The organism is Streptomyces sp. NPDC097595, from assembly GCF_044761525.1.
Lineage (GTDB): Bacteria > Actinomycetota > Actinomycetes > Streptomycetales > Streptomycetaceae > Streptomyces > Streptomyces drozdowiczii_A.
Genome location: NZ_JBIWCN010000005.1, coordinates 46,721 through 72,776, shown reverse-complemented (window position 1 = coordinate 72,776; position 26,056 = coordinate 46,721). Strand labels below are relative to the sequence as shown.

The 26,056-nt window shown below is 73.7% G+C and carries 25 protein-coding genes and 1 pseudogene; 13 read left to right on the top strand and 13 right to left on the bottom strand.

What is annotated here, in order from left to right; translation table 11 throughout:
* Genes ACIQZN_RS09755 through ACIQZN_RS09745 form a run of 3 tightly spaced genes read left to right on the top strand, consistent with a single transcriptional unit; the run spans position 1 to position 3,535 of the window.
* A complete protein-coding gene (locus ACIQZN_RS09755; protein ID WP_403990063.1) occupies positions 1-957 on the top strand; it encodes an ABC transporter permease in 957 nt (318 codons plus the stop codon).
* A complete protein-coding gene (locus ACIQZN_RS09750) occupies positions 954-1,865 on the top strand; it encodes an ABC transporter permease (protein WP_403990061.1) in 912 nt (303 codons plus the stop codon). Before ACIQZN_RS09755 ends, ACIQZN_RS09750 begins: the two co-directional genes overlap by 4 nt.
* Positions 1,862-3,535 carry a dipeptide ABC transporter ATP-binding protein gene (locus ACIQZN_RS09745; protein WP_403990059.1) on the top strand — a complete coding sequence of 558 codons (1,674 nt, stop codon included), beginning with the start codon at positions 1,862-1,864 and terminating at the stop codon, positions 3,533-3,535. Before ACIQZN_RS09750 ends, ACIQZN_RS09745 begins: the two co-directional genes overlap by 4 nt.
* Here the strand turns inward: ACIQZN_RS09745 and ACIQZN_RS09740 are convergent.
* The 4 genes and pseudogenes from ACIQZN_RS09740 to ACIQZN_RS09725 form a co-directional block, all read right to left on the bottom strand.
* Positions 3,503-4,177 carry a 4'-phosphopantetheinyl transferase family protein gene (locus tag ACIQZN_RS09740; protein ID WP_403990057.1) on the bottom strand — a complete coding sequence of 225 codons (675 nt, stop codon included), beginning with the start codon at positions 4,175-4,177 and terminating at the stop codon, positions 3,503-3,505. The genes ACIQZN_RS09745 and ACIQZN_RS09740 overlap by 33 nt on opposite strands.
* 20 nt (positions 4,178-4,197) lie before the next feature.
* Positions 4,198-5,118, bottom strand: a complete 921-nt coding sequence (locus ACIQZN_RS09735) for an alpha/beta hydrolase (RefSeq protein ID WP_403990840.1) — start codon at positions 5,116-5,118, stop codon at positions 4,198-4,200.
* Between the two features lie 152 nt (positions 5,119-5,270).
* Positions 5,271-6,104, bottom strand: a complete 834-nt coding sequence (locus tag ACIQZN_RS09730) for an ABC transporter ATP-binding protein (protein WP_403990055.1) — start codon at positions 6,102-6,104, stop codon at positions 5,271-5,273.
* Between the two features lie 10 nt (positions 6,105-6,114).
* A pseudogene (locus tag ACIQZN_RS09725) lies at positions 6,115-7,005 on the bottom strand (iron chelate uptake ABC transporter family permease subunit); the annotation flags it as partial.
* 142 nt (positions 7,006-7,147) lie between these two features.
* Here ACIQZN_RS09725 and ACIQZN_RS09720 point away from each other — a divergent pair.
* Positions 7,148-7,939 carry a hypothetical protein gene (locus ACIQZN_RS09720; protein ID WP_403990053.1) on the top strand — a complete coding sequence of 264 codons (792 nt, stop codon included), beginning with the start codon at positions 7,148-7,150 and terminating at the stop codon, positions 7,937-7,939.
* A 12-nt stretch (positions 7,940-7,951) separates the two neighbouring features.
* Here the strand turns inward: ACIQZN_RS09720 and ACIQZN_RS09715 are convergent, their stop codons facing one another.
* The gene (locus tag ACIQZN_RS09715; RefSeq protein WP_403990051.1) at positions 7,952-8,668 is read right to left on the bottom strand and encodes a type 1 glutamine amidotransferase; all 717 of its coding nucleotides are present in this window, start codon (positions 8,666-8,668) and stop codon (positions 7,952-7,954) included.
* Positions 8,669-8,692: 24 nt separating this feature from the next.
* Entirely contained in the window at positions 8,693-8,902 is a 210-nt protein-coding gene (locus ACIQZN_RS09710) for a hypothetical protein (RefSeq protein ID WP_403990049.1), read from the bottom strand.
* Positions 8,903-9,097: 195 nt separating this feature from the next.
* On the opposite strand from ACIQZN_RS09710, the gene ACIQZN_RS09705 reads away from it, so the two are divergent.
* The 5 genes from ACIQZN_RS09705 to ACIQZN_RS09685 all read left to right on the top strand — a co-directional run bounded on the left by ACIQZN_RS09705 (position 9,098) and on the right by ACIQZN_RS09685 (position 16,070).
* Positions 9,098-11,212, top strand: a complete 2,115-nt coding sequence (locus ACIQZN_RS09705; protein ID WP_403990047.1) for a cellulose binding domain-containing protein — start codon at positions 9,098-9,100, stop codon at positions 11,210-11,212.
* 130 nt (positions 11,213-11,342) lie between these two features.
* The gene (locus ACIQZN_RS09700) at positions 11,343-12,593 is read left to right on the top strand and encodes an NAD(P)/FAD-dependent oxidoreductase (protein WP_403990045.1); all 1,251 of its coding nucleotides are present in this window, start codon (positions 11,343-11,345) and stop codon (positions 12,591-12,593) included.
* Entirely contained in the window at positions 12,590-13,789 is a 1,200-nt protein-coding gene (locus ACIQZN_RS09695) for a lycopene cyclase family protein (RefSeq protein ID WP_403990043.1), read from the top strand. The genes ACIQZN_RS09700 and ACIQZN_RS09695 overlap by 4 nt, the downstream gene beginning before the upstream one ends.
* Entirely contained in the window at positions 13,786-14,520 is a 735-nt protein-coding gene (locus tag ACIQZN_RS09690; protein WP_403990041.1) for a class I SAM-dependent methyltransferase, read from the top strand. The genes ACIQZN_RS09695 and ACIQZN_RS09690 overlap by 4 nt, the downstream gene beginning before the upstream one ends.
* Positions 14,517-16,070 (top strand): FAD-dependent oxidoreductase, encoded by a 1,554-nt coding sequence (locus tag ACIQZN_RS09685; protein WP_403990039.1) that lies wholly within the window; start codon positions 14,517-14,519, stop codon positions 16,068-16,070. Before ACIQZN_RS09690 ends, ACIQZN_RS09685 begins: the two co-directional genes overlap by 4 nt.
* 18 nt (positions 16,071-16,088) lie before the next feature.
* Here ACIQZN_RS09685 and ACIQZN_RS09680 read toward each other — a convergent pair whose 3' ends face one another.
* From ACIQZN_RS09680 to ACIQZN_RS09665, 4 genes are all read right to left on the bottom strand, one after another.
* Positions 16,089-17,096: a DUF5914 domain-containing protein gene (locus ACIQZN_RS09680; RefSeq protein ID WP_403990037.1), complete on the bottom strand. Its 1,008-nt coding sequence runs from the start codon at positions 17,094-17,096 to the stop codon at positions 16,089-16,091.
* Positions 17,093-18,079, bottom strand: coding sequence for a phytoene/squalene synthase family protein (locus ACIQZN_RS09675; RefSeq protein ID WP_403990035.1), 987 nt, complete (start codon positions 18,077-18,079; stop codon positions 17,093-17,095). Before ACIQZN_RS09675 ends, ACIQZN_RS09680 begins: the two co-directional genes overlap by 4 nt.
* Positions 18,066-19,619: a phytoene desaturase family protein gene (crtI, locus tag ACIQZN_RS09670; RefSeq protein ID WP_403990837.1), complete on the bottom strand. Its 1,554-nt coding sequence runs from the start codon at positions 19,617-19,619 to the stop codon at positions 18,066-18,068. Before crtI ends, ACIQZN_RS09675 begins: the two co-directional genes overlap by 14 nt.
* Positions 19,620-19,815: 196 nt before the next feature.
* Entirely contained in the window at positions 19,816-20,268 is a 453-nt protein-coding gene (locus tag ACIQZN_RS09665) for a MarR family winged helix-turn-helix transcriptional regulator (RefSeq protein WP_403990033.1), read from the bottom strand.
* A gap of 49 nt (positions 20,269-20,317) precedes the next feature.
* Here ACIQZN_RS09665 and ACIQZN_RS09660 point away from each other — a divergent pair, with 49 nt between their 5' ends.
* Positions 20,318-20,863 carry an isochorismatase family protein gene (locus ACIQZN_RS09660; protein ID WP_403990031.1) on the top strand — a complete coding sequence of 182 codons (546 nt, stop codon included), beginning with the start codon at positions 20,318-20,320 and terminating at the stop codon, positions 20,861-20,863.
* 47 nt (positions 20,864-20,910) lie between these two features.
* Positions 20,911-21,627 (top strand): MBL fold metallo-hydrolase, encoded by a 717-nt coding sequence (locus ACIQZN_RS09655; RefSeq protein WP_403990029.1) that lies wholly within the window; start codon positions 20,911-20,913, stop codon positions 21,625-21,627.
* On the opposite strand, the gene ACIQZN_RS09650 is transcribed toward ACIQZN_RS09655, so the two are convergent.
* The 3 genes from ACIQZN_RS09650 to ACIQZN_RS09640 form a co-directional block, all read right to left on the bottom strand.
* Positions 21,620-22,633, bottom strand: coding sequence for a right-handed parallel beta-helix repeat-containing protein (locus ACIQZN_RS09650; RefSeq protein WP_403990027.1), 1,014 nt, complete (start codon positions 22,631-22,633; stop codon positions 21,620-21,622). The two genes, ACIQZN_RS09655 and ACIQZN_RS09650, sit on opposite strands and share 8 nt — an antisense overlap.
* A gap of 105 nt (positions 22,634-22,738) precedes the next feature.
* Positions 22,739-23,845, bottom strand: a complete 1,107-nt coding sequence (locus ACIQZN_RS09645) for a PP2C family protein-serine/threonine phosphatase (RefSeq protein WP_403990025.1) — start codon at positions 23,843-23,845, stop codon at positions 22,739-22,741.
* An 80-nt stretch (positions 23,846-23,925) separates the two neighbouring features.
* On the bottom strand, positions 23,926-24,168 hold the full coding sequence (locus tag ACIQZN_RS09640) for a hypothetical protein (RefSeq protein ID WP_403990023.1): 243 nt from the start codon (positions 24,166-24,168) through the stop codon (positions 23,926-23,928).
* A gap of 355 nt (positions 24,169-24,523) precedes the next feature.
* On the opposite strand from ACIQZN_RS09640, the gene ACIQZN_RS09635 reads away from it, so the two are divergent.
* Positions 24,524-25,618, top strand: a complete 1,095-nt coding sequence (locus tag ACIQZN_RS09635; RefSeq protein ID WP_403990021.1) for an SMI1/KNR4 family protein — start codon at positions 24,524-24,526, stop codon at positions 25,616-25,618.
* A 191-nt stretch (positions 25,619-25,809) separates the two neighbouring features.
* Positions 25,810-26,034: a hypothetical protein gene (locus ACIQZN_RS09630; RefSeq protein WP_403990019.1), complete on the top strand. Its 225-nt coding sequence runs from the start codon at positions 25,810-25,812 to the stop codon at positions 26,032-26,034.
* The last annotated feature ends 22 nt before the right edge of the window (positions 26,035-26,056 follow it).

Genomic DNA, 26,056 nt, shown 5'->3' with positions numbered 1-26,056 from the left:
ATGACCACGTACATCGTGCGCCGGCTCGCCCAGGCCGTGTTCGTCCTCTGGGCCGCCTACACCCTCTCCTTCGGCGTGCTGTACCTGCTCCCCGGCGACCCCGTGACCGTCATGGCCGCCGGGGGCGGGGACAGCACCTCCGTAACCCCGGAACAACTCGCGTCGCTGCGCACCCGGTACGGTCTCGACCGGCCGGTGGCGGAGCAGTACGCGACACGGCTCGGCCACGCCCTGCACGGGGACTTCGGCACCTCCGTCCACACCGGCGAACCGGTCGGACGGATGATCGCGGACGCGACTCCCGCGACGCTGGAACTCACGGCGGCCACACTGGCCCTGGCCCTGCCGCTGGGGGCCGGGGTCGCCCTGGCCGGCACGTACACCCGCCGACGCTGGGCGGCGCAGCTCCTGCTGTCGCTCCCGTCTGCGGGGGTGGCCGCCCCCACCTTCTGGACCGGCCTGGTGCTCATCCAGTTGTTCTCCTTCCGCTGGGGGCTGTTACCGGCCTTCGGGGACGGGAGCGCCGCCACGTTGCTGCTGCCGGCGGTGACGCTGGCGCTGCCGGCGGCCGCGTTGATCGCCCAGGTCTTCGCGAAGAGCCTGCGCACCGCACTCGCCGAGCCGTACATCGGCACGGCCGTCGCCAAGGGGGCGAGCCGGCTCCGGGTCCACTTCTCCCACGCGGCCCGCAACGCGGCGCTCGCACCACTGACCGTCGTGGGGGTGCTGGTCGGCCATGTGCTGGCGGGCTCCGTGGTGGTCGAGACCGTCTTCTCCCGCAACGGGATCGGCCGCCTGACGGCGACCGCCGTGTCCGCGCAGGACATTCCCGTCGTCCAGGGGCTGGTGGTGGCCGGGGCGTGCGCCTTCGTCCTGGCGAACCTGGCCGTGGACCTCCTGCACCCGGTGCTCGACCCGCGCCTCACGGCGACCGGCCCCACGGCGGTGGCCGCGTGAGCGCACTCGGTACGTCCCCCGACGGCGGAGCCCCCGTCACCGCGTCCTTCGACGGCGAGCCGCGCGAGGCGCCCGCGCGGCTGCGCCGGACCGCCGGCTTCTGGCTCGCCCGGCCCGGGCTCGTCCTGTCCGTCGTGTTCATCGCCCTGGTCCTGCTCGCCGCGCTGCACCCCGCCCTGTTCACCGGCCGTGATCCGCTGGCCGGGGTGCCCACCGACCGGCTCCGGCCGCCCGGCGGGGACCACCTCCTGGGCACCGACCAACTCGGCCGTGACCTGTTCACCCGGCTGGTGCACGGCAGCGCCCTCACCCTGCGGGCGACGGCGCTCGCCGTCGTCGTCGGCCTGGTGGCGGGGTCGCTGACCGGGCTGGTGGCCGGTGCGGCGGGCGGGTGGGCCGACAGCGTGCTGATGCGGCTCACCGACGTACTCCTCGCCGTGCCGGGGCTGCTGCTCTCGCTCGCCCTGGTCACCGCCCTCGGCTTCGGGACCGTGCAGGTCGCCGTGGCCGTCGGGGTGACCAGTGTGGCCATGTTCGCCCGGATCATGCGGGCCGAGGTCCTGCGGGTCGCCCGCTCCACGTACGTGGAGGCCGCCCGGGCGAGTGGCACCCGGTGGTACGCGGTTCTGCTGCGGCACGTCCTGCCGAACGCGGCCGGACCCGTCCTCGTCTACGCGGCGGTGGACTTCGGCGGCGTCGTGCTCCAGGTGTCGTCGCTGTCGTTCCTCGGTTACGGGGCGCGCCCCCCGGCCCCCGAGTGGGGGTCGCTGGTCGCCGGCGGCCGTGACTACCTGGCCACCGCCTGGTGGCTGACCACCCTGCCCGGACTCGCCCTGGCGGCGACGGTCCTGGCCGCCAACCGCATCGCCCGCGCCCTCGACGGCGAGGCGAAGGAGAACACCCCATGACGAAACCCCTGACCGCGCCGGCCGGACGGGCCGGGGAATCCGGCCCCCTGCTCGGCATAGAAGGGCTGAGCATCTCCTACCGCACGCGGGCGGGCCGGGTGGACGCGGTGCGCGAGGTCTCCCTCACCGTCGCACCGGGCGAGGTCGTGGCCCTGGTCGGCGCCTCGGGCTCGGGCAAGTCCACGACGGCCCACGCCGTCGTCGGCCTGCTGCCGCCCGGGGCGACGGTCACGGCGGGCCGCGTCCTCTTCGGCGCTACCGACCTCGCCGCGGCCGGCGAACCGGAGCTGCGCCGCCACCGCGGCCGGGACATCGGCTTCGTCCCGCAGGACCCCATGGTGTCGCTGAACCCGGTGCGCCGCATCGGCCCGCAGATCGGCGAAGTGCTCCTGATCCACAAACTGGCCTCCGGCCGGCGCGAGGCTGCGGAACGCGCCGTCGAACTGCTCGCCGAGGCGGGCCTGCCCCAGCCGCACCTGCGGGCCCGGCAGTACCCCCACGAACTGTCCGGCGGCATGCGCCAGCGGGCGCTCATCGCGATCGCGCTCGCCGCCCGGCCCAAGCTGCTGATCGCCGACGAGCCCACCAGCGCGCTCGACGTCACCGTGCAGCGCGCCCTCCTCGACCACGTGGACGAACTCGTCGCTCGCACGGGCACGGCGGTGCTGCTCATCACCCACGACCTGGGTGTCGCCGCCGACCGCGCCCAGCGCGTGGGGGTGATGTCCCAGGGCGAGATCATCGAGGCGGGGACGGTCGACGAGGTGCTGGGCGATCCCCGGCACCCGGTCACCCGGCAACTGCTGCGTTCCGCGCCGAGTCTCGGCTCGGTACGGGAGCGGACCCCGCCGGTCCGGCCCACCGGGACCTCGCGGGACCTGGTGGTGGCCCGGGGGCTGGTGAAGGAGTTCGACCGGGGCCGTCGCGGCCGGGCGCCCGTCCGGGCCGTCGACTCCGTGGACCTGACCATCGGGCGGGGGGAGACCCTCGCCCTGGTCGGGGAGTCGGGCTCGGGCAAGTCGACCACCGCCCGGCTGCTGGTCCGCCTCGCCGACCCCACGTCCGGCACGGTCCACTTCGACGGCGAGGACATCACCTCGCTGCGCGGGGAGGCGCTGCGCCGGCTGCGGCGCCGCATGCAGATCGTCTACCAGAGCCCCTACGCCTCCCTCGACCCGCGCCTGACGGTGGGGGACATCATCACCGAGCCCCTGCGCGCGTACCGGGTGGGCGACCGGGCCGGGCGCTCCCGGGAGGCGGCGGCCCTCCTGGACCGCGTGCATCTCCCGGCCGGCACCCTCCGGCGGCGCCCGCAGGAGCTGTCGGGCGGGCAGCGGCAGCGGGTGGCCATCGCCCGCGCGCTGGCGCTGCGCCCCGATCTGGTGGTGTGCGACGAACCGGTCTCGGCGCTCGACGTCGCGGTGCAGGCGCGCATCCTGGAGCTGCTCACCGAGCTCCAGGACGAGTCGGGGCTGAGCTGCCTGTTCATCTCGCACGACCTCGCCGTGGTCCGGGGCATCGCCCACCACGTCGGCGTGATGCGGGGCGGCCGGCTGGTCGAGTCGGGTCCGGTGGCGCAGGTGTTCGCCGAGCCCTCCCACCCGTACACGAGGGAACTGCTCGCTTCGGTGGCCGGTTCACGCCGTGCCGGGGCGGTGGACGCCGGCTAGCGGTACGGGGTGCGCGACTGCGGTCGCCGCCGCGTACCCGGGAGGAGCGGCCAGGTCGCGGACGTGCCAGCCGGCCGGCTGCGTCCCGTCCAGGAGGCAGTCGGTGGCCAGACCGCGCGCGAGGCCCGTACCGAGCCCCTTCAGGTACGCCTCCTTCCGCGTCCACAGCCGGGCGAAGGCGGCTGCCCGCGCAGCCCGGGGGACGCGTAACAGGCCCGCGCGCTCCGCCGGGTGAAGCCGGGGCAGCAGCGCGTCGACCGTGCCGGTCCGCGGCACGCGCTGCACGTCGACGCCCACGGGCACGTCGGCGACGGCGATCACGATCAGGTCGTGGCTGTGCGAGAGCGAGAAGTGCGGCCCCTCCGGGAAGCCGAGCAGCACCGGCCGCCCTCCCGGACCGCCGCCCGTTCCACCGGGCCGGTCGCGCCCGAACCGCAGCCGTGCCGCATCCGTACCGGTGCACGCGGCGAGGACCTCGCGCAGCGCGACATGGGCGGTGACGAAGCGAAGCCGGGCGCGCGGAGCGGCGAAACCGGCGGCACGGGCCAGCTCTCCCGCGTCAAGGCAGCCGGGGACGGGGAACCGCGAACCCGGGGCGGGCAGCGACAGCGTCCGCAGCCGGACCCGAGCCGGAGGGCTCACACGGGCCGGGGCGGCGGCGGTCACCGTGCGGCGGCCCGGTCGCCGGCGTCGAGGCACTCGTCGAGGAAGGCCAGGGCGCGCAGGTGGTAGGCCCGGGCGGCGGAACCCAGGCTGACGTTGTGCCCGGCTGCCGGAAGCCGGTCGACCAGCACCCGTGGGGCCGCCGAGAACTGCGCGGCGAGGTCCACCAGATCGGCGTCGTCGTGACGCCACCACGCCTCGTGCTCGGCGAAGGTGAACCGCACCGGCACCCGCACCCGGGGCAGCAGGCGGGGGGCCAGCGCGCCCCACTCCACCATGGATGCGGCCTCCCGCCGGGGCACCGGGGCGACGACCGCCCCGCTCTCGCGGAAGGTCCCGGCCGGATACAGCCGCAGCGGACCCCAGTTGAGCCGCCGCAGCCCGGCGGCCGTGGAGCGGCCGAGCGGCCCGGCGGAGGCGGCCGGCCGGTGTCCGCATCCGGAGACGTCCAGCCCGATGAAGGCGCCGGGCGGGGCGTCGGCCGCGAGAGCGAGGGCGAGCTTGCCGCCGAAGGAGTGGGCGAGCAGGAACAGCGGCGCGGACACATGGCGGTCCCGCGCGTCGGCGAGCGCCGCACGGACCGTCGCCGCCTGCTCCAACAACGACTGCCCGGCGGGCAGATACGGGGCCGACGCGCCGTATCCGGGCCGGTCGAGTGCGAGCACGGCGCAGCCGAGGCGGGCGCCGAGCGTCAGCAGGGAGACGTCCGGATGGGCCTGCCCGTCGAAGTATCCGGCGCTCATCCCGCCGCCGTGCAGAGCGACGACGGTCGCCCGCGCCGGACGTCCGTCCACGGGCTCGCTCAGCAGCGCGGACAGGGGGATGCCGGCCGCGTCGAGGGTGATCCTGCGGACCCCCGGCGACAGACGGCCGGGGGCGCTGGTCTCCGGTGAAGGGCGTGCCGTGGTCGTCAGCATCATGCGCTCCCGTTCTGGTCGGGGGTCCACCGCGGGCTCCTCTCCAGCATCGGGCGCGCCCGACGGACGGGACAAGGCATGCCGGTTCAGGACTCCCGCAGAACTCCGCCTCCGCCCGGTCAGGGGAATGTCAGGGTTTCGACGCCCCGGACCCGTCAGCGCGTGATCGTCTTCTCCGTCGCGGCCGACGGCTGCCAGCTGTACCCCGGGACGACGAGGCGGCCGCCCGTGACGGGATCCGGGATGATGACGGACGACAGCCCGAAGACCTCCTGGACCATCTCCGAGGTGACCACCTCGTCCGGCGCACCCTGCGCCACGATGCGCCCGTCCTTCATCGCGACGAGGTGATCGGCGTAGCGGATGGCCTGGTTCAGATCGTGCAGCACGGCGACGACGGTCCGCCCCCGCTCCAGATTGAGACGGCGCACCAGGTCCAGGACCTCCACCTGATGGGCGACGTCCAGATACGTCGTGGGCTCGTCCAGCAGCAGGAGTTCGGTGTCCTGCGCCAGGGCCATCGCGATCCACACGCGCTGGCGCTGACCGCCGGAGAGTTCGTCCACCGGACGGTCGGCGAGGGCCGCCGTGTTCGTACGTTCCAGGGCCTCGCTCACGGCGTGCTCGTCGGCCTCCGACCACTGCTGCCACCACTTCTGGTGCGGCTGGCGGCCCCGCGCCACGAGGTCGGCGACGGTGATGCCGTCGGGCGGCGTGGGGGACTGCGGGAGCACGCCGACGGTCCGCGCGATCTCCTTGGCGGGGAGGCCGGCCAGTTCGGCGCCGTCCAGCAGCACGGCACCGCGCCGCGGTTTGAGAAGGCGGCCGAGTGCCCGCAGGAGCGTGGACTTTCCGCAGGCGTTGGGCCCGACGACGATGGTCACCTTGGCGTCGGGTATCTCCAGGTCCAGGCCCTCGACGACGGTGCGGTCCTCGTAGGCGAGGGTCAGGTCGTGCGCCGCGAGGCGGCTGGCGGACGGGCGGCTCATGACGAGATGCCCGGTGTGCCGTGCCCACCAGCGCGCGGGCGATGTGCGGGACGGCCAGACCGGTGAAGGCGATCGGGCCCACCGACGCCACGGCCGTCCCGGTGAGCACGAGCGCGCCGAGCGCACCCAGGGCCCGCAGCCGCCCGACGTTGTTGCCGAGGTTCCGTGCGGCGTCGTCGCCCAGCGCGAGGGCGTCCAGACCCCGGGCGATCATCGCGACCAGGATCGTCCCGGCCAGGACGAACGGCCATACCTGGCCGATCACTTCGCCGTCGCGCCCACCGATCGAGCCGACCTGCCAGAAGCGGAACTCGTCCTCCCCGAGGGCCTTGGTCTTCTTCTTGTACGCGGCGAGGTTCGCCTCGGCCTGCGCGGTCCTGTCCAGCGCGGCGGCGTTGAGGGGGTAGTTCTCCTTCCAGGTGAACCCGGGCCGGATGGAGAAGACGGTGGGCGCGATCTTCGACAGCTCGTCGTAGGAGTTGGCGGCGCGCAGCTGGCTGCCCAGGATCAGGTCGGGCTTGAGCGCGGCGATCGCCTCCAGGTTGAGGCTGTTGATCGTGCCGATGTTCTTCGGTGTGCCCGCGTCCTTCTTGAGATACGAGGGCAGCTCCGGCGACCCCTCGGTCGGCGCGAGACCGACCGGCTTCACACCGAGCGACACGACGTTGTCGAGCTCACCGACGTCGAGCATGACCACGCGCTTCGGCTGCTGCTTGATCTCGGTGCTGCCCATGGCGTGCTTGACCGTACGCGGCCACTGACCGGGCTTCGCGTCCGTGCCGAGGGCCGCGGTCTTCGCCGCCGCGTCGCCGAAGTCCTTGCCGCCCTTGGCGACCGACTTCGAGTCCTTGGACCCCTGGGAGGACGAGCCGCCGTCCTTCCCGGAGGAGTCGGCGCCGCACTCACCTTATGCCAACGTTATCCATGGGTTGTACACGGGGGTAAGGGCGCGTACGGGCGTCGCGTGGCCGCGGTGTACGAGCGCGATCTCGGGGAACGGCTTTGAGCGGAACTGCGACCGGAGCCGAATCGGGAGAACAGGCGTGACCGACGATCAGGAAGACGCTCAGCAGGTGAGGGACGACCTCGAATCCGCCATCGGTCACTACATGGCGGTCGTGGCGAGCCGACTCCTCGACGAGGGTCTGCCCGTGGCCGCGATCTCGGCGTACGGGGCCTATGACGACGAAAGCCAGGACGACTTCGGCGCGGACGTGGAAGGAAGCGTCGAGTTCACCGGCGGGTTCTGCCGGGAGTCCTTCGGCGGGGGCCGGGACGCGGGGCTGCTGTGGTGCGGTGTGTCGGGCTGGTGCTTCTTCCGCATACCCGAGGGCTCGGGCCAGAGTCTGCACGAGTCCGCCCGCTGGATGGGCGGCGGCCTGACGCCCGAACCCGGCCGGGTCGCCGCGTTCCTCTCCGAGGTCCGACTGGATCCGGACTTCGCGGGCAGCGAGGACCGGCCCTTCTACCGCACGTCGCACACGGAGCCGGAGGAGCTGCTGGAGCGGCTCGCGGTCTTCGACACGTACGAGGGTGCGGAGCGAATCCGGGATCATGAGCGCCGGTTCGCGAGCCGACGCGCCGACGCGTACGGGAAGCGTGTGCTGAGCGCTCTGGCGGCGGGGGAGCAGGAGGTCGTCGAGATGGTCTTTCGCAGCGGCGAGTTGGACGCGTTGCGCACGCTTCTGGAGTACGCGGAGGGGTCGGCGCCGCAGGGTGAGGCCCGGGAGCTCGCGCGGAGACTGGCCTCGGACCTGTCGCTGCGGGCCCGGTACGGCCGGAAGGACGTGGACGAGCACTGCGCGGCGTTCGTCTACGCGAACGAGCGGCGCTGAGCGTACCCGGCCCTAGGACCGACGCGCCCGCCCCGTGGAACGGCACACGGACGCGAACCGTCCGGTGAAGACGGACCACGCCGCGACGGCGGCCTTCTCGTCGGCCATGGCCCGGGCGTGCAGCCGGTCCCGGTCGACGCCCTGGGCGGCCAGCCGGGTCCGGTCCCACGCAGTGATGTTCCCGGCCTCCGCCTCGGGGTGGAACTGCACGCCCCAGGCCCGTTCGCCCACCCTGAATGCCTGGTACGGGCAGCTGTCGCTGGAAGCGAGCCAGGCCGCCCCCGCCGGCAGTCGCGTGATGGCGTCGACGTGCCGCTCGATCGCGGGGACCGTGTCGCCCAGGCCCGTGAGAAGGGGGTCGTCCACCGCCTCGGGCCGCAGCCGGATGGTCGTGCTGCCGAACTCCGGCTCCCCGTACGCACCACGCACCGTCCCGCCCGCCACCTGGGCGAGCATCTGCCCGCCCAGGCAGATCCCCAGCATCGGTGTGCCGTCCGCCAGCGCCTGCCCGACCAGGCGGCGGGTGGCGGCGAGCCAGGGCGCGCGGGCGTCGTCGTCGGGGAGGAAGCCGCCGCCGAGCACGACGAGCGGGCGGCCACCGAGTGCGGAGGGCAGCGCCTCACCGGCGTACGGACGCAGCACCCGCAGGCCGAGCCCCGCCGCGCTCAACCAGGCAGCGACCCGCCCGGGTCCCCCGCGCGCGGTGTTCTGCACGACCAGCACGGACACAGGACATCAACCTCCTCGTACCCGTCAGGGCACCGGGATGCGGATGACGGGATGGAACGGGCGCTTGACGTATCCGCTGCGGACATTGCGGCACTCCGGTGCCTCGCACATGAAGAACTCGTCCACCTTGGTGCGCCCGGTCCGCCCCTTCAGCCAGGTCTTCTCGACGTCCGTGAGAGGCCGGTGCATCTCGTCGGAATCGCACGTATAGCAGAACAAGGTCTGCGCCTTCATGTGATCTCCCAGCAGTTCCGGATGGGCCGATCATCGACAGTAGAGAAGATCGGGTCCGCTCCGGAAGCCCCCATTCGGCTCAATTCCCCTGCGTGTCACCGCTGTTGACAGGGCGTCACGCCCTCCCCATGATGGGAGCGCTCCCACGTCTGTCCCACCCCGCCCGTGCCGCCGAGATCCCAGGGAGGATCACCCATGGCGCCAACGCACAGACCCCCGCAAGGCTTCCGCCCCCTCGCCCGTGCCGCCGCCGTTCTGGCCGCCTCGCTCGCCGTGCTGGCCTCGCTGACCGTTGCGGCCCCCGCCGCACCGCAGGCCGCCGCCGACCCGGACGTCGACGTACAGGTCAACGCCCAGGCGTCGCTGGGCACGCTGACCGGAGCCGCCCGAGGGGTCAACACCGCCATCTGGGACGCGCACATGAACGACCCCGAGGTGGCGGACCTGATGACGGCGGCCGACGTCGGGGTGATGCGCTACCCGGGAGGCTCGTACGCGGACATCTACCACTGGGAGACGCACACGGCACCCGGCGGCTACGTCGCCCCGGGCACCGGCTTCGACGCCTTCATGGGCACCGTCCGCGCCGCCGGGGCGCAGCCCATCCTCATCGCCAACTACGGCTCCGGCACCCCGGAGGAGGCGGCCGGCTGGGTCAGGTACGCGAACGTCACCAAGAAGTACGGCGCGAAGTACTGGGAGATCGGCAACGAGATCTACGGCAACGGCCACTACGGCAGCGGCTGGGAGAACGACGGGCACACGGACAAGAGCCCGCAGGAGTACGCACGCGAGGTCCGCGCCTACGCGGCCGCGATGAAGGCCGTCGACCCCACGGTGAAGATCGGCGCGGTCCTCACCAGCCCGGGGGAGTGGCCGGACGGCGTCGTCGGCGAGGGCGATTCCGGCGACTGGAACCACACCGTGCTCCCGGCGGTGGCGGACGTCATCGACTTCGTCAGCGTCCACTGGTATGCGGGCGGCTCGGACACCACCGCCGACGCCGCCCTGTCGAAGCTGGCCAAGCTCCCCGGTGAACTCCGCGAGGTACGCAACCAGATCGACCGGGTCGCGGGCGCGCACTCACCCGACATCGGGATCGCGCTCACCGAGATCAACACCAACACCGGCGGCGCCCGGCTCACCGCCCGCCCCAACGGCCTGTTCGCCGCCGACGCGTTCATGACGGCGCTGGAGAACGGCGTGTTCAACGTCGACTGGTGGAACACCCACAACGGCGGCGGCGAGATCACCACCGTCGACGGGGAGACCGACTACGGCGACATGGGCATGCTGTCCAGCGGCGCCTGCACCGGCGACGTCTGCGAACCGGCACCGAACACACCCTTCGCCCCGTACTACGGGATGAAGATGACCGCCGAACTGGGCACCGCGGGCGACACGATGGTCGCCGCCGAGTCCTCCGCGCAGGACGTCTCGGCCCACGCCGTGCTCCGCGACGACGGCCGGCTGAGCGTCATGCTCGTCAACAAGGACCCGGACACCGCGCGCACCGTCGCCCTGGACTACGCCGGCTTCACCCCGTCCGCCACCGCGCCGGAGGTCAGCCGCTACGCGCGTGGCGACAGCGACATCACCGAGGTCACCGACGGCGACGCCTCCGCGTCCCGGGTCACGGTGCCCCCGTACGCCCTGCTCACCGTGACCCTCGAACCGAAGGCCGGCACCGGTCCGGCCGCCTCGGCCGCGAGCACCCCGGGCACCCCGCGCAGGGACGCGGTCACGGACACCACCGCGCGCCTCAGCTGGGGCGGGGCGACGGGCGCGACCCGTTACCTGGTCCAGGAGCGCGACGGCGCCCACACCCGCCTGATCGGCGAGACCACCGGCACCTCCGTCACCCTGCGGAACCTGCCACCGGGCAGCACCCACACCGTCAACGTGCTGGCCGCCGACTCGGCGGGGCGGCTCTCCGGCCCGTCCGCGCCCCTGACCTTCACCACCGGCACCCCGGCGGACGCGGTCTGCTCGGTGACGTACCACCGCGACTCCAGCTGGGGCAACGGCTTCGTGACCACCGTGACCGTGCGGAATCTGGCGGGCACCCCGATCACGGGCTGGACGGTGGACTGGGACTGGCCGACCACCGGCCAGTCGGTGGACTCCGGCTGGAACGCCACCTTCCACCAGACCGGTTCCCATGTGCGGGTCACCGCCCCCGACGGCGCGGGCCCGCTGGCGCCGGACGGCGGGTCGACCACCTCCTTCGGGTTCGTCGGCGCCAACGACGGCCCCAATCCCGACCCGGCCGTATTCCGCCTGAACGGCGCGGTCTGCTCGGCCGGCTGACGCCCACGCGAGGGGAGCCCCCGCGCCCGGGGCTCCCCGTACGTCACCCGGTACGCACATGCGTGGCTCCTCGCATCGGCCCGCGGAACGTGGTCGGCTGAACGGAATGACCGCCGGGGCGAGGAGCGACATGACCGACGAGCACCGCCGGCCCACGGACGCCATCGTCGTCGGAGCCGGACTGGCCGGACTGGCCTGCGCGCTGGATCTCTGCCGCTCCGGACTGAAGGTGGCCCTCCTTGAGGCGTCCGACTCGGTGGGCGGCCGGATGCGCACGGACCGCCGGGACGGATTCCTGCTCGACCGCGGCTTCCAGGTGTTCAACACCTCGTATCCGCAGGTGAAGCGGCGCCTGGACCTGAGAAGCCTACGCCTGCGGCCGTTCACCGCGGGCATCATCGCCCACACCCGGACGGGCCCCGTCCGCCTCGCCGACCCGACGCGCGAACAGGGCGCGGTGGGCGCCCTGCTGCCGGGCCGGATCCTCTCCGCCCGTGATCTGGGCGTACTGGCGGCACTCACGGCACGCGACGCGATGCTGCCCGCCTCCTCGGTCAGGCGCCGCCGCGACGAAACCACCTCGGCGGCGCTGTTCCGGGCCGGCCTGTCGGACGACGCGATCACCGGCGTACTCCGGCCGTTCCTGGCAGGGGTGTTCCTGGAGGACGGTCTGGAGACCTCCGCCCGCTTCTTCCACCTCGTCTGGCGGAGCATGGTGCGCGGCACGCTGTGCCTGCCCGCCCAGGGCATCGGCGCCGTCCCCCACCAGCTCGCCCAGGGCCTCCCCGACGGCGTACTGCGGCTCGGCGCCCCCGTCGCGCAGATCACCGACACGGGGGTCGCCCTGGAGGACGGGAGCGAAGTCCCCGCGAGCATCGTCGTGGTGGCGACGGAACCGGCGGCCGCCGCCCGCCTGCTCCCGGACCTGACCGTGCCGGACACCCGCACCGTCACGACGTACTACCACGCCACCGACCGCACCCCGCTCGCCGAACCGACCCTGCTCGTGGACAGCACCGGACCGGTCGTGAACACCTGCGTGCTCAGCGAGGTCGCCCCCACGTACGCGCCCCCCGGCACCGCGCTGATCTCCACCTCCGTGCTGGGCGAGGACCTCCCGGGCCGTGCGCAGGCGGTGCTGCGGCGCCTGGCCGACCTGTACGCCACCGACACCGGCGGCTGGACGCAGATCGCCGCCCGCACGGTCGAGGGCGCGCTGCCGGCCATGCGCCCGCCCTGGCCGCTCAGCCGTACCACCCGCATCCGCCCGGGCCGGTACGTGTGCGGGGACCACCGGGCCACCGGCTCCGTCCAGGGCGCCCTCGCCTCGGGCACCCGGGCCGCCCGGGAGGTGGCGGCGGACCTGGCGCGCCGGACATGAGCCGCTGCGACGTGGCCGTGATCGGGGGCGGCGCGGCAGGGCTCAGCCTCGCGCACCGGCTGACCGAGACCCGCGCCGCCACCGTGACCGTGATCGAGCCGCCGGACGGGCCGCCGCGCCCGGCGGAGCGGACCTGGTGCTACTGGCACGCGGAGCCGGACGGCCTCGACGAAGCCGTCAGCGCGTCCTGGTCCGTGCTGCGGGTGCACGGCGCCGACGGCCGCCCGGTCACCGTCCAACCGGCCCCCTTCACCTACCGCATGGTGCGCTCCGCCGACTTCGAGCGCCTGGTCCACGGCCGCCTGGCCCGCGCGGACGGCGGACACGTGCTGCGGGCCACGGCGGACGCGGTGCGCGCGGTACCCGGCGGCGCGGAGGTCCGCTGCACGCTGCCGGACGGCTCGACGGTGAACGTGCGCGCCCGCCGCGTGTTCGACTCCCGGCCGCTGCCCGCACTGCCGCCCGCGCGCACCCAGTTGCTCCAGCACTTCCGGGGCTGGTTCGTCCGCACCGCCGCCGACCGGTTCGATCCCGGGGTCGCCGACCTGATGGACTTCCGCGTCCCCCGGCCCGCCCACGGACTCGCCTTCGGCTACGTGCTGCCGCTGGCCCCGGACCGGGCGCTCGTGGAGTACACGGAGTTCTCCCGCCGCCCGCTGACCACCGAGGCGTACGAGTCGGCGCTCGGCCACTACTGCCGCGACGTCCTCCGGCTCGGCGCGTTCACCGTGGAGCGTACGGAGCAGGGCGTCATCCCCATGACCGACGCCCGCTTCCCGCACCGGGCCGGACCCTCCGTGTTCCGGATCGGCACAGCGGGCGGCGCCACCCGCCCCGCCACCGGCTACACCTTCGCCGCCGTGCAACGCCAGGCCCGGGCCATCGCCGCCGCACTGCGCGACGGCCGGGGCGCCGTCCCCGCCCCCCACGGCCGGCGGGCCCTCGCCATGGACGCCATCGTGCTCCGCGCCCTGGACACCGGGCGGATCGACGGCCCCGACTTCTTCACCGGCCTGTTCCGCCGGGTCCCGGCCGAACGGCTGCTGAGGTTCCTCGACGGCACGGCCTCGCTCCGGGAGGAGTGGGGCATCGGGCTGCGCACCCCCGTCCGGCCGATGCTCACCACCGCCGCCGAACTCCCCTTCCTCCCACGCCGGATCCGGTCCACCGCCGGAGACGGAGAGAGCCACCGATGACCCTTCTGCGCGACCACGACCTGGCCCACGCCTTCGACCACGCCTCCCGCACCTACGACGGCCTGACCTCCCTCAACCCCGGCTACCGCACCGACCTGCTGCGCTCGGCCCGCCGCCTCCGCCTCCCCGGCGGCGGTGCGGGGCTGCACCTCCTCGACCTCGGGTGCGGCACCGGCGCGTCCACCCGCGCCCTGCTCACCGCCGCGCCCCTGGCCAGGATCACCGCCGTGGACGCGTCGGCGGGCATACTGCGCCGCGCCCTGACGAAGCCCTGGCCGGCCCGTGTGCGCTTCCTCCATCTGACCGCCGAGGAGCTGGCCACGGCCGGCGAAGGGCCCTTCGACGCGGTGTTCGCCGCCTACCTGTTCCGCAACGTCACCGACCCGGACGCGGTTCTCGGTTCCGTACGGGCCCTGCTGGCGCCGGGCGGCCGCTTCGCCGCACACGAGTACAGCCTCAGCGGCTCCCGGGCGCACCGGGCGCTGTGGACCGGGGTCTGCCACGGGGTGATCATCCCGGCGGGCACGCTCACCGGCGACCGGGCCCTCTACCGCCACCTCTGGCGCAGCGTCCTCTTCTTCGACACCGCGCCCGTCTTCGCCGGCCGGCTGGCCCGGGCCGGTCTGACCTCGGTGCGGGTCGCCCCCGTCGCCGGATGGCAGACGGGCATCGTGCACACCTTCCTCGCCCGCAACGGCCACCCGGCCACGACACCGGAGCACGCCCCGTGAACCCCCGACCCCCCGCCGCCCGACGAGGCCGCGACCGCAAGGCCGAAGTCCTGCTGCCCACCCCCGGCGCACCACGCTTCCGACGGGGTGACGAACCGTCCGTCGCCGTCGTAGGAGGCGGAATCGCCGGCCTGGCAGCGACGACCCTGCTGGCCGAGCGCGGCGCCCAAGTGACCCTGTACGAGAAGGACGACGCACTCGGCGGCCGTCTCTCCGGCCACCGCACCGCGCTGGCCGACGGCTCACCGGTGACGATGACGCGCGGGTTCCACGCGTTCTTCCGCCAGTACTACAACCTGCGCGGTCTGCTCCGGCGTACCGACCCCGCCCTCACCCGCCTCGTACCGCTGCCCGACTACCCCCTGCGGCACAGCGGCGGCCTGACCGACAGCTTCGCCCGGGTCCCGAGGACACCGCCCCTCAGCGCGCTCGGCTTCGTCGCGCTCAGCCCCACCTTCGGATGGCGGGACCTGGCCGCCATGGACCCCCGGGCCGCGCTCCCGCTGCTCGACGTCCGCGTGCCCGAGGTGTACGAGCGCTTCGACGGCGTCGGCGCGACCGCCTTCCTGGAGGGCGTGCGCTTCCCGGAGGCCGCCCACCATCTGGCGTTCGAGGTGTTCTCGCGCAGCTTCTTCGCCGACCCGCGCCGGCTCTCCGCCGCCGAACTCCTGCTGATGTTCCACATCTACTTCCTCGGCTCGTCCGAGGGCCTGCTCTTCGACGTACCGGCCGACCCCTTCCCACAGGCCCTCTGGGAACCGCTCGCCGCGTACGTCGAGGGTCTGGGCGCGGACATCCGCACCGGGACGCCCGTGCACCGGATCGCCCCTCGCGACGGCGGCGGGGCCCACGTCCACACCGAGACCGGTGCCCACCGGCACGACGCCGTGGTGCTCGCCCTCGACACCGACGGCCTGCGGCACACCGTCGCCGCGTCGCCCGGCCTCGGCACCGACCCCTGGCGCGACGGGATCGCCGCCCTGCGCACGGCACCGCCCTTCCTCGTCTCCCGGCTCTGGCTCGACCGCCCCGTGCGCGCGGACCGGCCCGGCTTCCTCGGCACCAGCGGCTACGACGGGCTCGACAACATCAGCGTCCTGGAACGGTACGAGGGCGAGGCCGCCCGCTGGGCCGCGCGCACCGGGGGCTCCGTCGTGGAACTGCACGCGTACGCCGTCGATCCCGGCGCCGAACACAAGGAGGTGCAGGAACGGCTCATCGACCGGCTGCACCGGGTGTACCCGGAGACCCGCGACGCGCGCGTGGTCGACTCCCGGCACGAATGGCGCGCCGACTGCCCGCTCTTCGAGGCCGGTACGTACCCTCTGCGCCCCACCGTGCGCACCCCGCACCCCTGGCTGGCCCTCGCCGGGGACGCGATCCGCTGCGACCTGCCCGTCGCCCTCATGGAACGGGCCGCCACTACCGGCTTCCTGGCGGCGAACGCCCTGCTCGCCGACCGGGGCGTCCGGGGCCAGGTGCTGTGGACGGTGCCCCGGAGGGGCCGCTCCCGCGCACTCCGGGCGCTCGCCGCCGCAGGGCGTGCCTGAAGCGCCTCGGCAAACGCCTCAGCCCGGGAAGCGCCCGGTGCTGCGCAGCGCCCAGCGCCTCTCCGCGTACGCCAGATCGTCCACCCACAGGCGCCCGGCCGTGCGGCGCATCAGGGGCCGCAGCACCGGGGCGACGGCCCGGGCGACCGCGAACCCCGGCCGGTCCGAGGCGGCGACCGTCGCCTCGACGACGGCGGTGCGCGGGCGCTCGTGGTCCGGGCGGGTCAGGGGCGTCGCGTGCGTCTCCACCACGGAGGACGCGCCCTCGCCGTCCGTGATGCGCATGACGACGGTACGCGGCCCCGGAGCCGTGAACTCGGCCCGCACCGGCACCACCAGGCGCCCGGCCACCCGGAAGGACACATCGACCACGAACGCGTCGTCCTCGTCGCCCTGCGGTTCACGCACCACCGACAGATCGATGAACGAGTACGGGTGGAACCACGAACCGTGCCACGGGTCGAGCCGGTTGGCCACCACGTCCTGCGGTTCGCACCGTCCGACCGCCGTGAACACCGCGTCCACCGCGCCCTCGCGTGCGGGTCGCAAAGGCACCACGGGCCGGTCGGTGGGCTCCTCGCCGCCCACCTCGTCAAGCCGCACCCACACGAGTACGCCGTCGTCGTGCACCGGGAACGGCTGCCAGCCCGCGAACGGGGCGCCGTCCAGGGCGAGTCCGTGCCAATGGCACACCAGCGTGCCGCACACCACCCGGCTGTCCCGCAGCGGTGCGCCCAGGTGCGGGCAGACACCGGACCCGGCGCGTAGGTCACCGCCTCCGGTGCGCCACAGTACGACCTCCGTGCCGCCGACCGTCCGGCCGTACGGGCGCTCACCGACGCGTACTTCGCGCGAGGCGCCCACCACGTACCAGTTGCCGGACGGGCGTGTCGTCGCCCGCTTCAGCGCCCCGGCGATGAGCGCCGGCCGCGCCGCGCGCCACGTAGGCTCCTGCGAAGCCCAGTCGGGGCCGGACCCCCGCAGCCGCAGCGGCGGCGACCACCGCCTCCCGTTCCGCCGGGTCACCGCACCGGTTCCTTCCGCTCGACCTCGAGTTCCTCCGCCGGCACCCGGCCGCGGGCACGCCACCGGGCCCCGGCCACGCGCAGCACCCCGGCGGCGGCCGTGGCGGCGCGCCGTCGCCGGGAGACGACCGCACGGCGGTGCAGGACGCGGTAGTCCTGCTCGGCGACCGCGTCGAGGATGCCGCCGTAGAGGGTGAACGCCGCGCGGATACAGGGGCGTACCCGTGGATCGAGCATGCCGATGCCCGGCTCAGCCGTCCGGTACACCCCGCGCGTCAGCTCCGTCGCGGCCACCAGCGCGGCCCGGATGCGCGTGTCCCCGCGCCCGGTGCGACGGCTCCACTCCAGCAGCGCCCGGTCCACCCCGTGGGAGGACAGCAGATCGCCGGGCAGGTAGACACGGCCCCGGTCGAGGTCCTCGCCCACGTCCCGTACGAAGTTGGTGAGCTGGAACGCCACCCCCAGCGCGGCCGCGTGCGGCTCGGCCTCCTGGCGGGGCACGACCGTACCGAGCACCGGCAGCATCTGCAGACCGATCACCGCCGCCGAACCGTGCACGTATGTCTGGAGATCGGCGTAGGTGGGGTAGTGGGTGACGGTCAGGTCGGCCCGTATCGAGGCCATGAAGTCGGCGAACAGATCGTGGCCGATGCCGTACCGCGCGGCGGTGTCGGCCACGGCCCGGACCACCGGTTCGTCGCCCGTGCCGGTCCGCAGGCCGTGCGCCAGATCGCGTTCGAGGCGCAGCAGCAGCCGGTCGCGCTCCACGGGCGTCCGGTGCCGGTCCAGGTCGTCGACGATGTCGTCGGCCCAGCGGGCGAAGCCGTACAGGGCGTGCACGGCGGACCGCCGCTCGGTCGGCAGCAGGCGGGTGGCGAGGAAGTACGTACGGCCGTGGCGGGCGTTGAGCTGCCGGCACCGGGCGTACGCGGTGCGCAGCCCGGGGTCGGTGATGCCGGCCGCGTCCAGTTCACGACGGGTCATCGGCACCTGCCCCGACCAGAGGGGACGCGCCGGCGCGCACCCGGCGGGGGCGGGGCCCGGCGACGCCGGTGATCCGGGCGGCGGCCAGCTTGCCGCTGATGAGCACCGTCGGCACGCCGACGCCCGGAGTCGTACCGCACCCCGCGAGGACCGCGTTCTCCGTCCCCCGCACGAGGTTGCGCGGGCGGAAGGGGCCGGTCTGGGCGAAGGTGTGCGACAGGGAGAACGGACTGCCGGCGGCGTGGCCCCGGGCCGTCCAGTCGAGCGGGGTCACCAGAAGTTCCTCCTCGATGCTGTCCGCGAAGCCGTCCAGGCCCCGGCGTTCGAGTTCGCGGACCAGCGTGTCGCGGTAGCGTGGGCCGAGATCCGCCCACGCGGTGGCCGGGGGGCCGGTCGTGGTGTTGGGGCACGGGGCGAGGACGTAGTGCAGATGACGGCCCGGGGGCGCCAGCGACGGATCGTGCGCCGTGGGGCGCGTGATCAGCAGCGAGGGGTCGCTCATCAGCGCGCCCGTCCGGGTCAGTTCCTCGAACGTCCGCTCCCAGGCGGCGCCGAACGAGAGGGTGTGGTGCGCGAGGTGCGGCCAGGTGCGGTCGGTACCGGCGTGCAGCACCACGGCGGACGGCGAGTGGCGTGGCCGGACCGGGCGCCGGGGGCGGTGCCCCAGCAGCTCGTACGCGACGGGCGGCTCGCAGGTCAGCACCACCGCGTCGCAGACGATGCGCTCGCCGGAGGCCAGCCGCACGGCGCGCACCCGCCCCGCCGAACGCTCCAGCGCGCTCACCTCGGCCGCCCACCGCAGATCGGCGCCCGCGTCCGCCGCCGCGTCGGCCATGGCCCGGGGGAGCGCGTGCATCCCGCCCTTCGGGAACCAGACACCGGCCACGGTGTCCATGTAGGCGATCACGGCGTAGGCCGCGAGTGCTTTGGCCGGGGCCACGCCGGCGTACAGCGACTGGAACGAGAAGACCCGGCGCAGTCGTTCGTCGGAGAGGAAGCGGCCGATCCGGGCGTCGAGGCGTCCGAACCCGCCCAGCGCCGCGAGCCGCGCCAGGTCCGGGTGCAGCAGCCCGAACGGCGAGTCGAAGTTCGTGTCGATGAAGCGGCTCATCTGTGCCCGGTACAGGCGCTCCAGCCACCGCCGCAGATCGCGGTAGCCCGCCGCCTCCACCGGCCCGGCGAAGCGCCGCACCTCCGCCTCCATCGCCTCGCCGTCGGTGTGCACGTCGAGCGAGGACCCGTCCGCGAAGCAGGCCCGGTATGCCGGGTGCAGGGCCGTCAGCTCGACGCGTCGGTACAGGCTGTCGCCGACGGCGGCGAACGCCTCGTCCGCCAGATGCGGCATCGTCAGGACCGTGGGGCCGGTGTCGATCTCGAAGCCGCCCAGCCGCATCCGCCCCGCCCGGCCACCGGGACCCGCGTCCCGTTCGACGACGGTGACCCGGCGGCCCGCGCCCAGCAGATGGAGGGCACAGGCCAGTCCGGACAAGCCCGCACCCACTACGACGACATGGTCCGTGGGGCCCGGCACGCCCTTCATCCGGCCTCCCCGTCCGGCGGTCCGGGCATGCGCGGCCCCCTCTTCGCTCTCGGTCGCACGCACGCCGGCCTCCTGCCGGGACGCGCATCGGGCGATCTCACCCCGCCCGCCGCCGAGTACAGGGCTCGGGACGGCGTGTCGCCCCGCGGTTCCTCCGGTCGGAGTACGTCCCGGGTGCCGGGCGGCGGGGCGCGTGCTATTCGCGTACCGGAAGGCCGTACGACTCCGCCAGGCGGCCGAGTGCGTCACGGAGCGCGGCCTGCTGGGGCGGGGTGAGTCGGGCGTCCAGCCGCGCGTCGATCGCGAGCGCCATGTCCGTGCACCGCCCGAGGAGCTCGCGGCCCTCGTCGGTGAGGCTGAGGATCTGGCGGCGCCGGTCGGCCGGATCGCGCAGCCGCCTGATCGCGCCCTTGGACTCCAGGTGATCGGCGAGTGATACGACGAGGCTGGGGGCCACCCGCATCAGCCTGGCGATCTCCAGCTGCGAGGCGGCAAGACCCGCATCGAGGACGCCCAGCACCCCGACGTGCTTGGGCTTCAGGCCGACCTCGGCCAGAGCCTCCGCGTACTGATCGGAGATCAGCGCGCCCAGGGAACCCAGGCGAAAGCTCAGGGTCCCGGTCCACTTGACGTCGTTCACGGACACCATGCTACCTTCCTCGAACCATTCATAGTGTGAATGATTTGAGGTGAGAACAGTGATCGACCCTCGTACCGTGCAGGTGGTCTTCGCCGATCTGCAGGACAGCATCGTGGCCCTCAGTCGCACCAACAGTCCGGCGGACATCGGGCGCTCGGCGGGAGTCCTCGGCCACGTCGCCCAGGTGCTCGACATCCCGTTCACCGTGTCCGCCGCGCCCCGGCCCGGCGGCCCGGGCATCATCGCGGAACTCCCCGAAGCGCCCCCGTACGTGCGCGGCGGGCCGTCCTGCTGGGACGACCGGCCCTGGCGCGAAGCGGTGGCGGCCCGGGGCCGCCGCACCCTGGTGCTCTGCGGGGTGACCACCGAGATCGTGGTCCTGCACACCGCGCTCGACGCCCTGGCAGACGGGTACGACGTGATCGTCCCGGTCGACGCGTGCGGCGGCATGTCGGAGCGCACGGAGACGGCGGCGCTGCGTCGGATCGAGGCGGCGGGAGCCACCACGACCTCGGTGGCGAGCCTGGTCACCGACATGGTCCGCGACTTCACCGACCCCACCGGCCGCCAGGTCATCACCGCACTGCACGCACTGATGAGCTAGTCCATACCTCCGAAGTCCGGCCCGCGTTCCCTCCAGGAAGGTCCCCCATGCAGCTCGCGCCCCATCTGCACCGACTCGGCAACGACGTCGTGTCCTGCTACCTCGTCGACACCGACGAGGGCATCACCCTCATCGACGCCGGGCTGCCCGGCCACTGGCGGGACCTGGGGCGCGAACTCCGCGCCCTGGGCAAGTCCGCCGATGACATCCGGGGCGTCGTGCTGACCCACGGCGACTCGGACCACATCGGCTTCGCCGAACGCCTGCGCACCGCCCACGGCGTGCCGGTGTTCGTCCACGCCGACGACGCGCTCCGCGCCCGTACCGGGGAGAAGCCCAAGGTGGCCGCCGGCCCCATGCGCCCGGGCCCCGCCCTCGGTTTCCTCGGGTACTCCCTCCGCAAGAACGGGCTGCGCCCCCGTTACGTCGGCGAGGTGACGGAGATCGCCGACGGCGACGTCCTCGACCTGCCCGGCAGCCCGGTGATCGTCGGCATGCCCGGGCACTCCCCGGGGAGCGTGGCCGTGCACGTCCCGCTCGCCGACGCGGTCTTCGTGGGCGATGCCCTGACCACACGGCATGTCCTGACCGGGCGCACGGGGCCCCAGCCGGCGCCCTTCACGGACGACCCGGCCGAAGCGCTCACCTCGCTGGACCGGATCGCCGGCCTGTCCGCCTCCTGGGTGCTCCCCGGCCACGGCGAGCCCTGGCGCATTTCACCGGCCCAGGTGGGCGCGGCGGTCCGGTCGGGGGCGGTCAGCTGACGGGGACGCCCGGGTTGACCAGCCCGGCTCCGCCGGTCACCCGGTTGTCCGAGGTCACCGTGGCGGGGCAGTCCGACGCGGAGTAGTTGGTGATGTCGATGGCGAAGCGGGTGGGGCCGGTGGCGCCGGTCAGGTCGGCGGTGTTGTCGCGGAAGACCGTGCCGCAGCCCCAGCCCGGGTCCTGGGTGTGGGTCTGGAATCCGTCGTTGGTCGTGCCGGTGCCCCGGTTGTTCTCGACCGTGTAGCCGTTGCCCTTGATGTCGACCCAGGAGTCGTCGTAGTTGGCCCCGGTGAGGCCGTCGCCGTCGAAGGTGTTCCCGGAGATCAGGCCGCCGGTGGTGCCTTCCTTGACGTCGATGTTCTCGCCGCCGATACCGGGGCCGATGACGTTGTCGACGATGCGCACGTGGTCGCTGGCGTCCGTGAGGGTGTTCGCGGTGCCGACGTAGACCCCTTCGCCCATGCCGTTGCCCGACAGGCCAGTGTCGTGGATGAAGGAGTTCTGTACGACTCCGTAGCTGCTCGACGTCCGGAAGTGGATGCCCTCCATGGTCGTGTGGTGGATCTCCACCGAGTCGGCGACGACATGGTCGGAGGCGTCGATCATGATGCCCTTCTGGCCGCCGGTGACGGTGATGCCCCGGATCACCCAGTAGGGCGCGCTCGTGAGCTGGATGCCGTTCCCGCCGCCCGAGGGGGTGGTGAGGACCGCGGCCCGCGAGCCGGTCAGGGTGATCGGCGCGCTCGCGGCGCCACCCCGCGTGATCTTGAAGTTGCCCGAGTAGGAGCCGTCCGCCAACTCGATCGTCTGCCCCGGTACGGCGGCGGCCAGCGCGGCCTTGAGCTCCTTGCCGTTCGTCACCCGCACCGCCGCGTCGGCGGTCCCGGTCGCGGCCGAGGCGGCGCCGGGGGCGGAGAGCAGGCCGGCGCCGACGAGCACGGCGGCGACAGCGGCGCGCCGCACCGGGCGCCCGGACCGGCCGGAGGAGGAAGGGGTACGAAGCATGGCGGGACCTCACCGTCTTGGCAGGGGCACAACAACGCATGGGGTGCCCAAGATTGGACTGGACCAACGGTGTCGTCAAGGGGGAGCCGGTCCCGGCCCGCCAAGTCAGGCCCCGGGAGTGGCGGCGTACCCGATCGCGATCATGGCCGCGTCGTCGTCCAGATGCCCGCCGACGTACCGCAGCAGATCGTCGCGGAAGCGGTCGATAAAGGAGTCCGGGTCGTCCTCGGTCCAGCCGGTGACGCGTTCCGCGAGCGGGTAGAAGGCGCGGGAGGCGTCACGGGCCTCGGTGACACCGTCGGTGTACAGCAGCAGGAGGTCGCCGGGGACGAACCGGAAGCTGTCGGTGTGATAGCGCGGCCGCGACAGGCCGCCCAGCCCCAGCGGGGGAGCGGGCGACGCGGCGTCCACCGTCAGCGGCCGCCCGTCGCGCAGGACGACCGGTGGGGGATGCCCGCAGGAGACCATCTGCACGCGGTCGTGCCGGTCGGGGATGTCCAGAACGGTGGCGGTGATGAACGACTCCCCGGGACCGTCCGAATCGGGCAGCCCCCAGGACACGCTTTCGTCGAGATAGGCGACCAGCTCGTCCAGGCTCGCCCGGTGCCGGGCCGCGGCGTGGAACGCGCCGAGCAGCAGCGCCGCGTCACTGACCGCGCTCACCCCCTTGCCCCGTACGTCACCGATGATCACCCGCGTCCCCGATTCGGTGCGCGCCGCCGCGTACAGGTCCCCGCCGATCTGCGCCTCAGCCTCCGCCGCGAGATAGAGCGAGGCCGCGCGCAACGGCCCGAGACGCCGGGGCAGCGGGGGCAGGACCACCCGCTGGACCGCCTCGGAGACGTACCGCACCTGCTCCAGCTCCCGGGCGCGGCGCTCCCGCAGCACACAGAAGACCACGAGGCACACCCCGACCAGGGCCAGGGCGACGATCTGCGCCTCGTGGTTGGCCGACAGCAGCTCGTCCGGATCGCGCAGCACCCCGACCAGCGTCTGCGCGATCACCGCCAGCGCGGCCACGAACCCGACCGCCCGGGGGCCGCCGATCGAGGGAGTGATCGCCGGGGCCGCCACGAGCAGCGGGCCCAGATGGATGTCGGGCGGTGCGAATATGTCCACCAGGAAGACCGCGACGATCCAGCCGATGGGGACAGCGAGCAGTGCCCGGCCCGCTCGCAGCGGCCGGCGGCGTCTTTCGGCGTGCTGCGCCATGTCTCCTCTCTACACCGCACCCGCCCGCCCCGCACCGGCAGAAGACGCGCCGGCCCGGTCGGCGGGCGGCGCGCGTCGCCTCAGAGAAGGGTGACGGTGAGCAGTCCGGTCTGCTGGGTGATGGCGGAGCCGAGGCAGTCCAGGAGGCTGAGACTCGGGTGGACGGCGATGCGTTCCGACACCGAGCCCACGCCGTAACCGGAGGTGACCGTGCCCGTGGAGGTGACGATCTCCTGGTTCGCCGCGTGGACCACGGTGGTGACGGGGTACGTGATGGTGCTCGTCTGCCCGCCGGACCAGTGGTAGGTCACGACGTTCTGCACGAGGGTGTCACCGAGCCCCTGGGCGAGGCAGCTGACCTGCTGGTCGAAGACGGTGTGGGCGGTGCCGGAGGTGAAGGGGCCGCCGCAGCTGCCGCCGCCGGCCGTCCCGAGCTTCTCCGTGACGCTCTGTGACTGTCCCCTGTCGGGCTGATCGTCATGCGCGCGACAAGCCAGACTCCCCCGAAGCAGCGGCCGTCCGCCTGCGCGGCGTCCTCAAGGGACTCCGGGAGCGGCCGGCAGCGGGCCGCGTACGTCGTAGGCGAGGGCCGTGCCGGGCGGCGAATGCCCCATCCGCCGTGGGGAGTTGACCCGCCCCGCCGCCTGGCGGGCCGACGCGTGATGCGAACGTAGGACCATGACCACTGACGCACCAGAGACCCGGGTCGCCCGGGCATGGGCCCAGATCCTGGAATGGCTGGCCGAGTACACCCCGCAGTCGTACGCGGCCCTCCGGCCCGGCGCATCCGACGACGACATAGCCGCGCTGGAGGCGGCCTTGGGCGCGGAGGTCCCGGAGGAGCTGAAGGCGGTGTGGCAGCTGTCCGCCGGTGAGGACGGCGTGAACGGCTCGGGGCTCATGCTCGGCGACTGGGCCCTGATGCCGCTCGACGCCGTGGCCGAGGTCCACCGGCGGCAGATGGAGATCGAGAAGGAACTCGGCGACGAAGGACCGGCGTTCTGGGAGCCCGCGTGGATCCCGTTCTGCTCCTACGGCCCCGACGACACCGTCTACGGCCTCTACCTCGACGGCCGGACCGGCGCGGTGCACCGCTGGACCAGGTACGGGGATCGCGACCGGGAGTACGAGTCGCTGCCCGCCTACCTCGACCTCATGGCCATCAGCCTGGAAGCCCCCCTGACGGCGGCGGGCCCGGAGAAGCCCGGCATGCTGAACGGCGCCCTGGTGTGGGGACCGCCGGCCGGCGAGGGCGCCGACCAGTGGGTACGCCACCTCGGCCAGGCCCCGCCGCGCCATCCCGCCAAGACCCTCGGCGCGATCCGGGAGGCCCTGCCCGGCGACGAGCGCGACGCGTTCGACGAGCGGCGCGACGCGCTCGACCTGGCCGAACCGGAGGCCGTCGCCGCCTTCCTGGACCACTGGTGGGGGCGCGCCGTGGAGGCCCAGGAGAAGCTGGAGGACGACATCGCCTCCGCGCTGCGCGGCAACATCATGGCCCAGCCCGGCCGCGATCTGGCGCCGGAGCACGAGGCCGCGTTGCCGCCCGCGCTACGCCACCGGCCACCGTCCTTCGACGACATCCGGACCGCCCTGCGCCACGAAAGCGTCCGCGCACGGTTCGAGCAGGACCGCCTGAACGCGATCCCGCCGCACTTCCCGGCACTGCTGCTGCGCTGGTGGGACATCGCCCGCCTGATGGCCGACCCCCGCGGCGACCGCGCCGTGCGCGCGGTGGTGGCCGGCCGCCACGGGGCCCGTCGGCGCGGGTGAGCACGGATGACCGGCGGGAACCGAGAGGGCTGAAATCGACCTGCCCGGCCGACGGAGAACCCCGGACGGTGGTGCGGGCTTCACCCCGGTCCGGGTGCGCGGTGTACTGACCCGCGCCCCCTCCGCCGGGCAGCATGGAGGGGAAGGCGCGGGCGACCGCGTGACGAGCACGGAGCGAAGTAGGAGTTCTCATGGGACGTTCGACCGACTACGACGAGGACCGCTCCTCCCGGAAGGCCCGCGGAGCGTGGTACGTGCCGCCGCTGCTGGTGTTCCTCGTGGGCGCCATGCTCACGTCCGTGGTCTCGCACGCCGTGGACGACGGGGCCTACACCGCCGTGATGAGCGCGGGCTTCGCCCTCGACGCGATCGCGGTGATCTGGGCGGTCATTCGCCGGCGCCGGTCCGCGAGCTGACAAAGCACTCGCTTCGGCCGGG

Bases quoted from the DNA above. Each gene is read 5' to 3' on its own strand.
- ACIQZN_RS09755 (WP_403990063.1), top strand. From the start codon at position 1: ATGACCACGTACATCGTGCGCCGGCTCGCCCAGGCCGTGTTCGTCCTC.
- ACIQZN_RS09745 (WP_403990059.1), top strand. From the start codon at position 1,862: ATGACGAAACCCCTGACCGCGCCGGCCGGACGGGCCGGGGAATCCGGC.
- ACIQZN_RS09735 (WP_403990840.1), bottom strand. From the start codon at position 5,118: ATGATGCTGACGACCACGGCACGCCCTTCACCGGAGACCAGCGCCCCC.
- ACIQZN_RS09730 (WP_403990055.1), bottom strand. From the start codon at position 6,104: ATGAGCCGCCCGTCCGCCAGCCGCCTCGCGGCGCACGACCTGACCCTC.
- ACIQZN_RS09710 (WP_403990049.1), bottom strand. From the start codon at position 8,902: ATGAAGGCGCAGACCTTGTTCTGCTATACGTGCGATTCCGACGAGATG.
- ACIQZN_RS09705 (WP_403990047.1), top strand. From the start codon at position 9,098: ATGGCGCCAACGCACAGACCCCCGCAAGGCTTCCGCCCCCTCGCCCGT.
- ACIQZN_RS09700 (WP_403990045.1), top strand. From the start codon at position 11,343: ATGACCGACGAGCACCGCCGGCCCACGGACGCCATCGTCGTCGGAGCC.
- ACIQZN_RS09695 (WP_403990043.1), top strand. From the start codon at position 12,590: ATGAGCCGCTGCGACGTGGCCGTGATCGGGGGCGGCGCGGCAGGGCTC.
- ACIQZN_RS09690 (WP_403990041.1), top strand. From the start codon at position 13,786: ATGACCCTTCTGCGCGACCACGACCTGGCCCACGCCTTCGACCACGCC.
- ACIQZN_RS09675 (WP_403990035.1), bottom strand. From the start codon at position 18,079: ATGACCCGTCGTGAACTGGACGCGGCCGGCATCACCGACCCCGGGCTG.
- crtI (WP_403990837.1), bottom strand. From the start codon at position 19,619: ATGAAGGGCGTGCCGGGCCCCACGGACCATGTCGTCGTAGTGGGTGCG.
- ACIQZN_RS09665 (WP_403990033.1), bottom strand. From the start codon at position 20,268: ATGGTGTCCGTGAACGACGTCAAGTGGACCGGGACCCTGAGCTTTCGC.
- ACIQZN_RS09655 (WP_403990029.1), top strand. From the start codon at position 20,911: ATGCAGCTCGCGCCCCATCTGCACCGACTCGGCAACGACGTCGTGTCC.
- ACIQZN_RS09650 (WP_403990027.1), bottom strand. From the start codon at position 22,633: ATGCTTCGTACCCCTTCCTCCTCCGGCCGGTCCGGGCGCCCGGTGCGG.
- ACIQZN_RS09645 (WP_403990025.1), bottom strand. From the start codon at position 23,845: ATGGCGCAGCACGCCGAAAGACGCCGCCGGCCGCTGCGAGCGGGCCGG.
- ACIQZN_RS09635 (WP_403990021.1), top strand. From the start codon at position 24,524: ATGACCACTGACGCACCAGAGACCCGGGTCGCCCGGGCATGGGCCCAG.
- ACIQZN_RS09630 (WP_403990019.1), top strand. From the start codon at position 25,810: ATGGGACGTTCGACCGACTACGACGAGGACCGCTCCTCCCGGAAGGCC.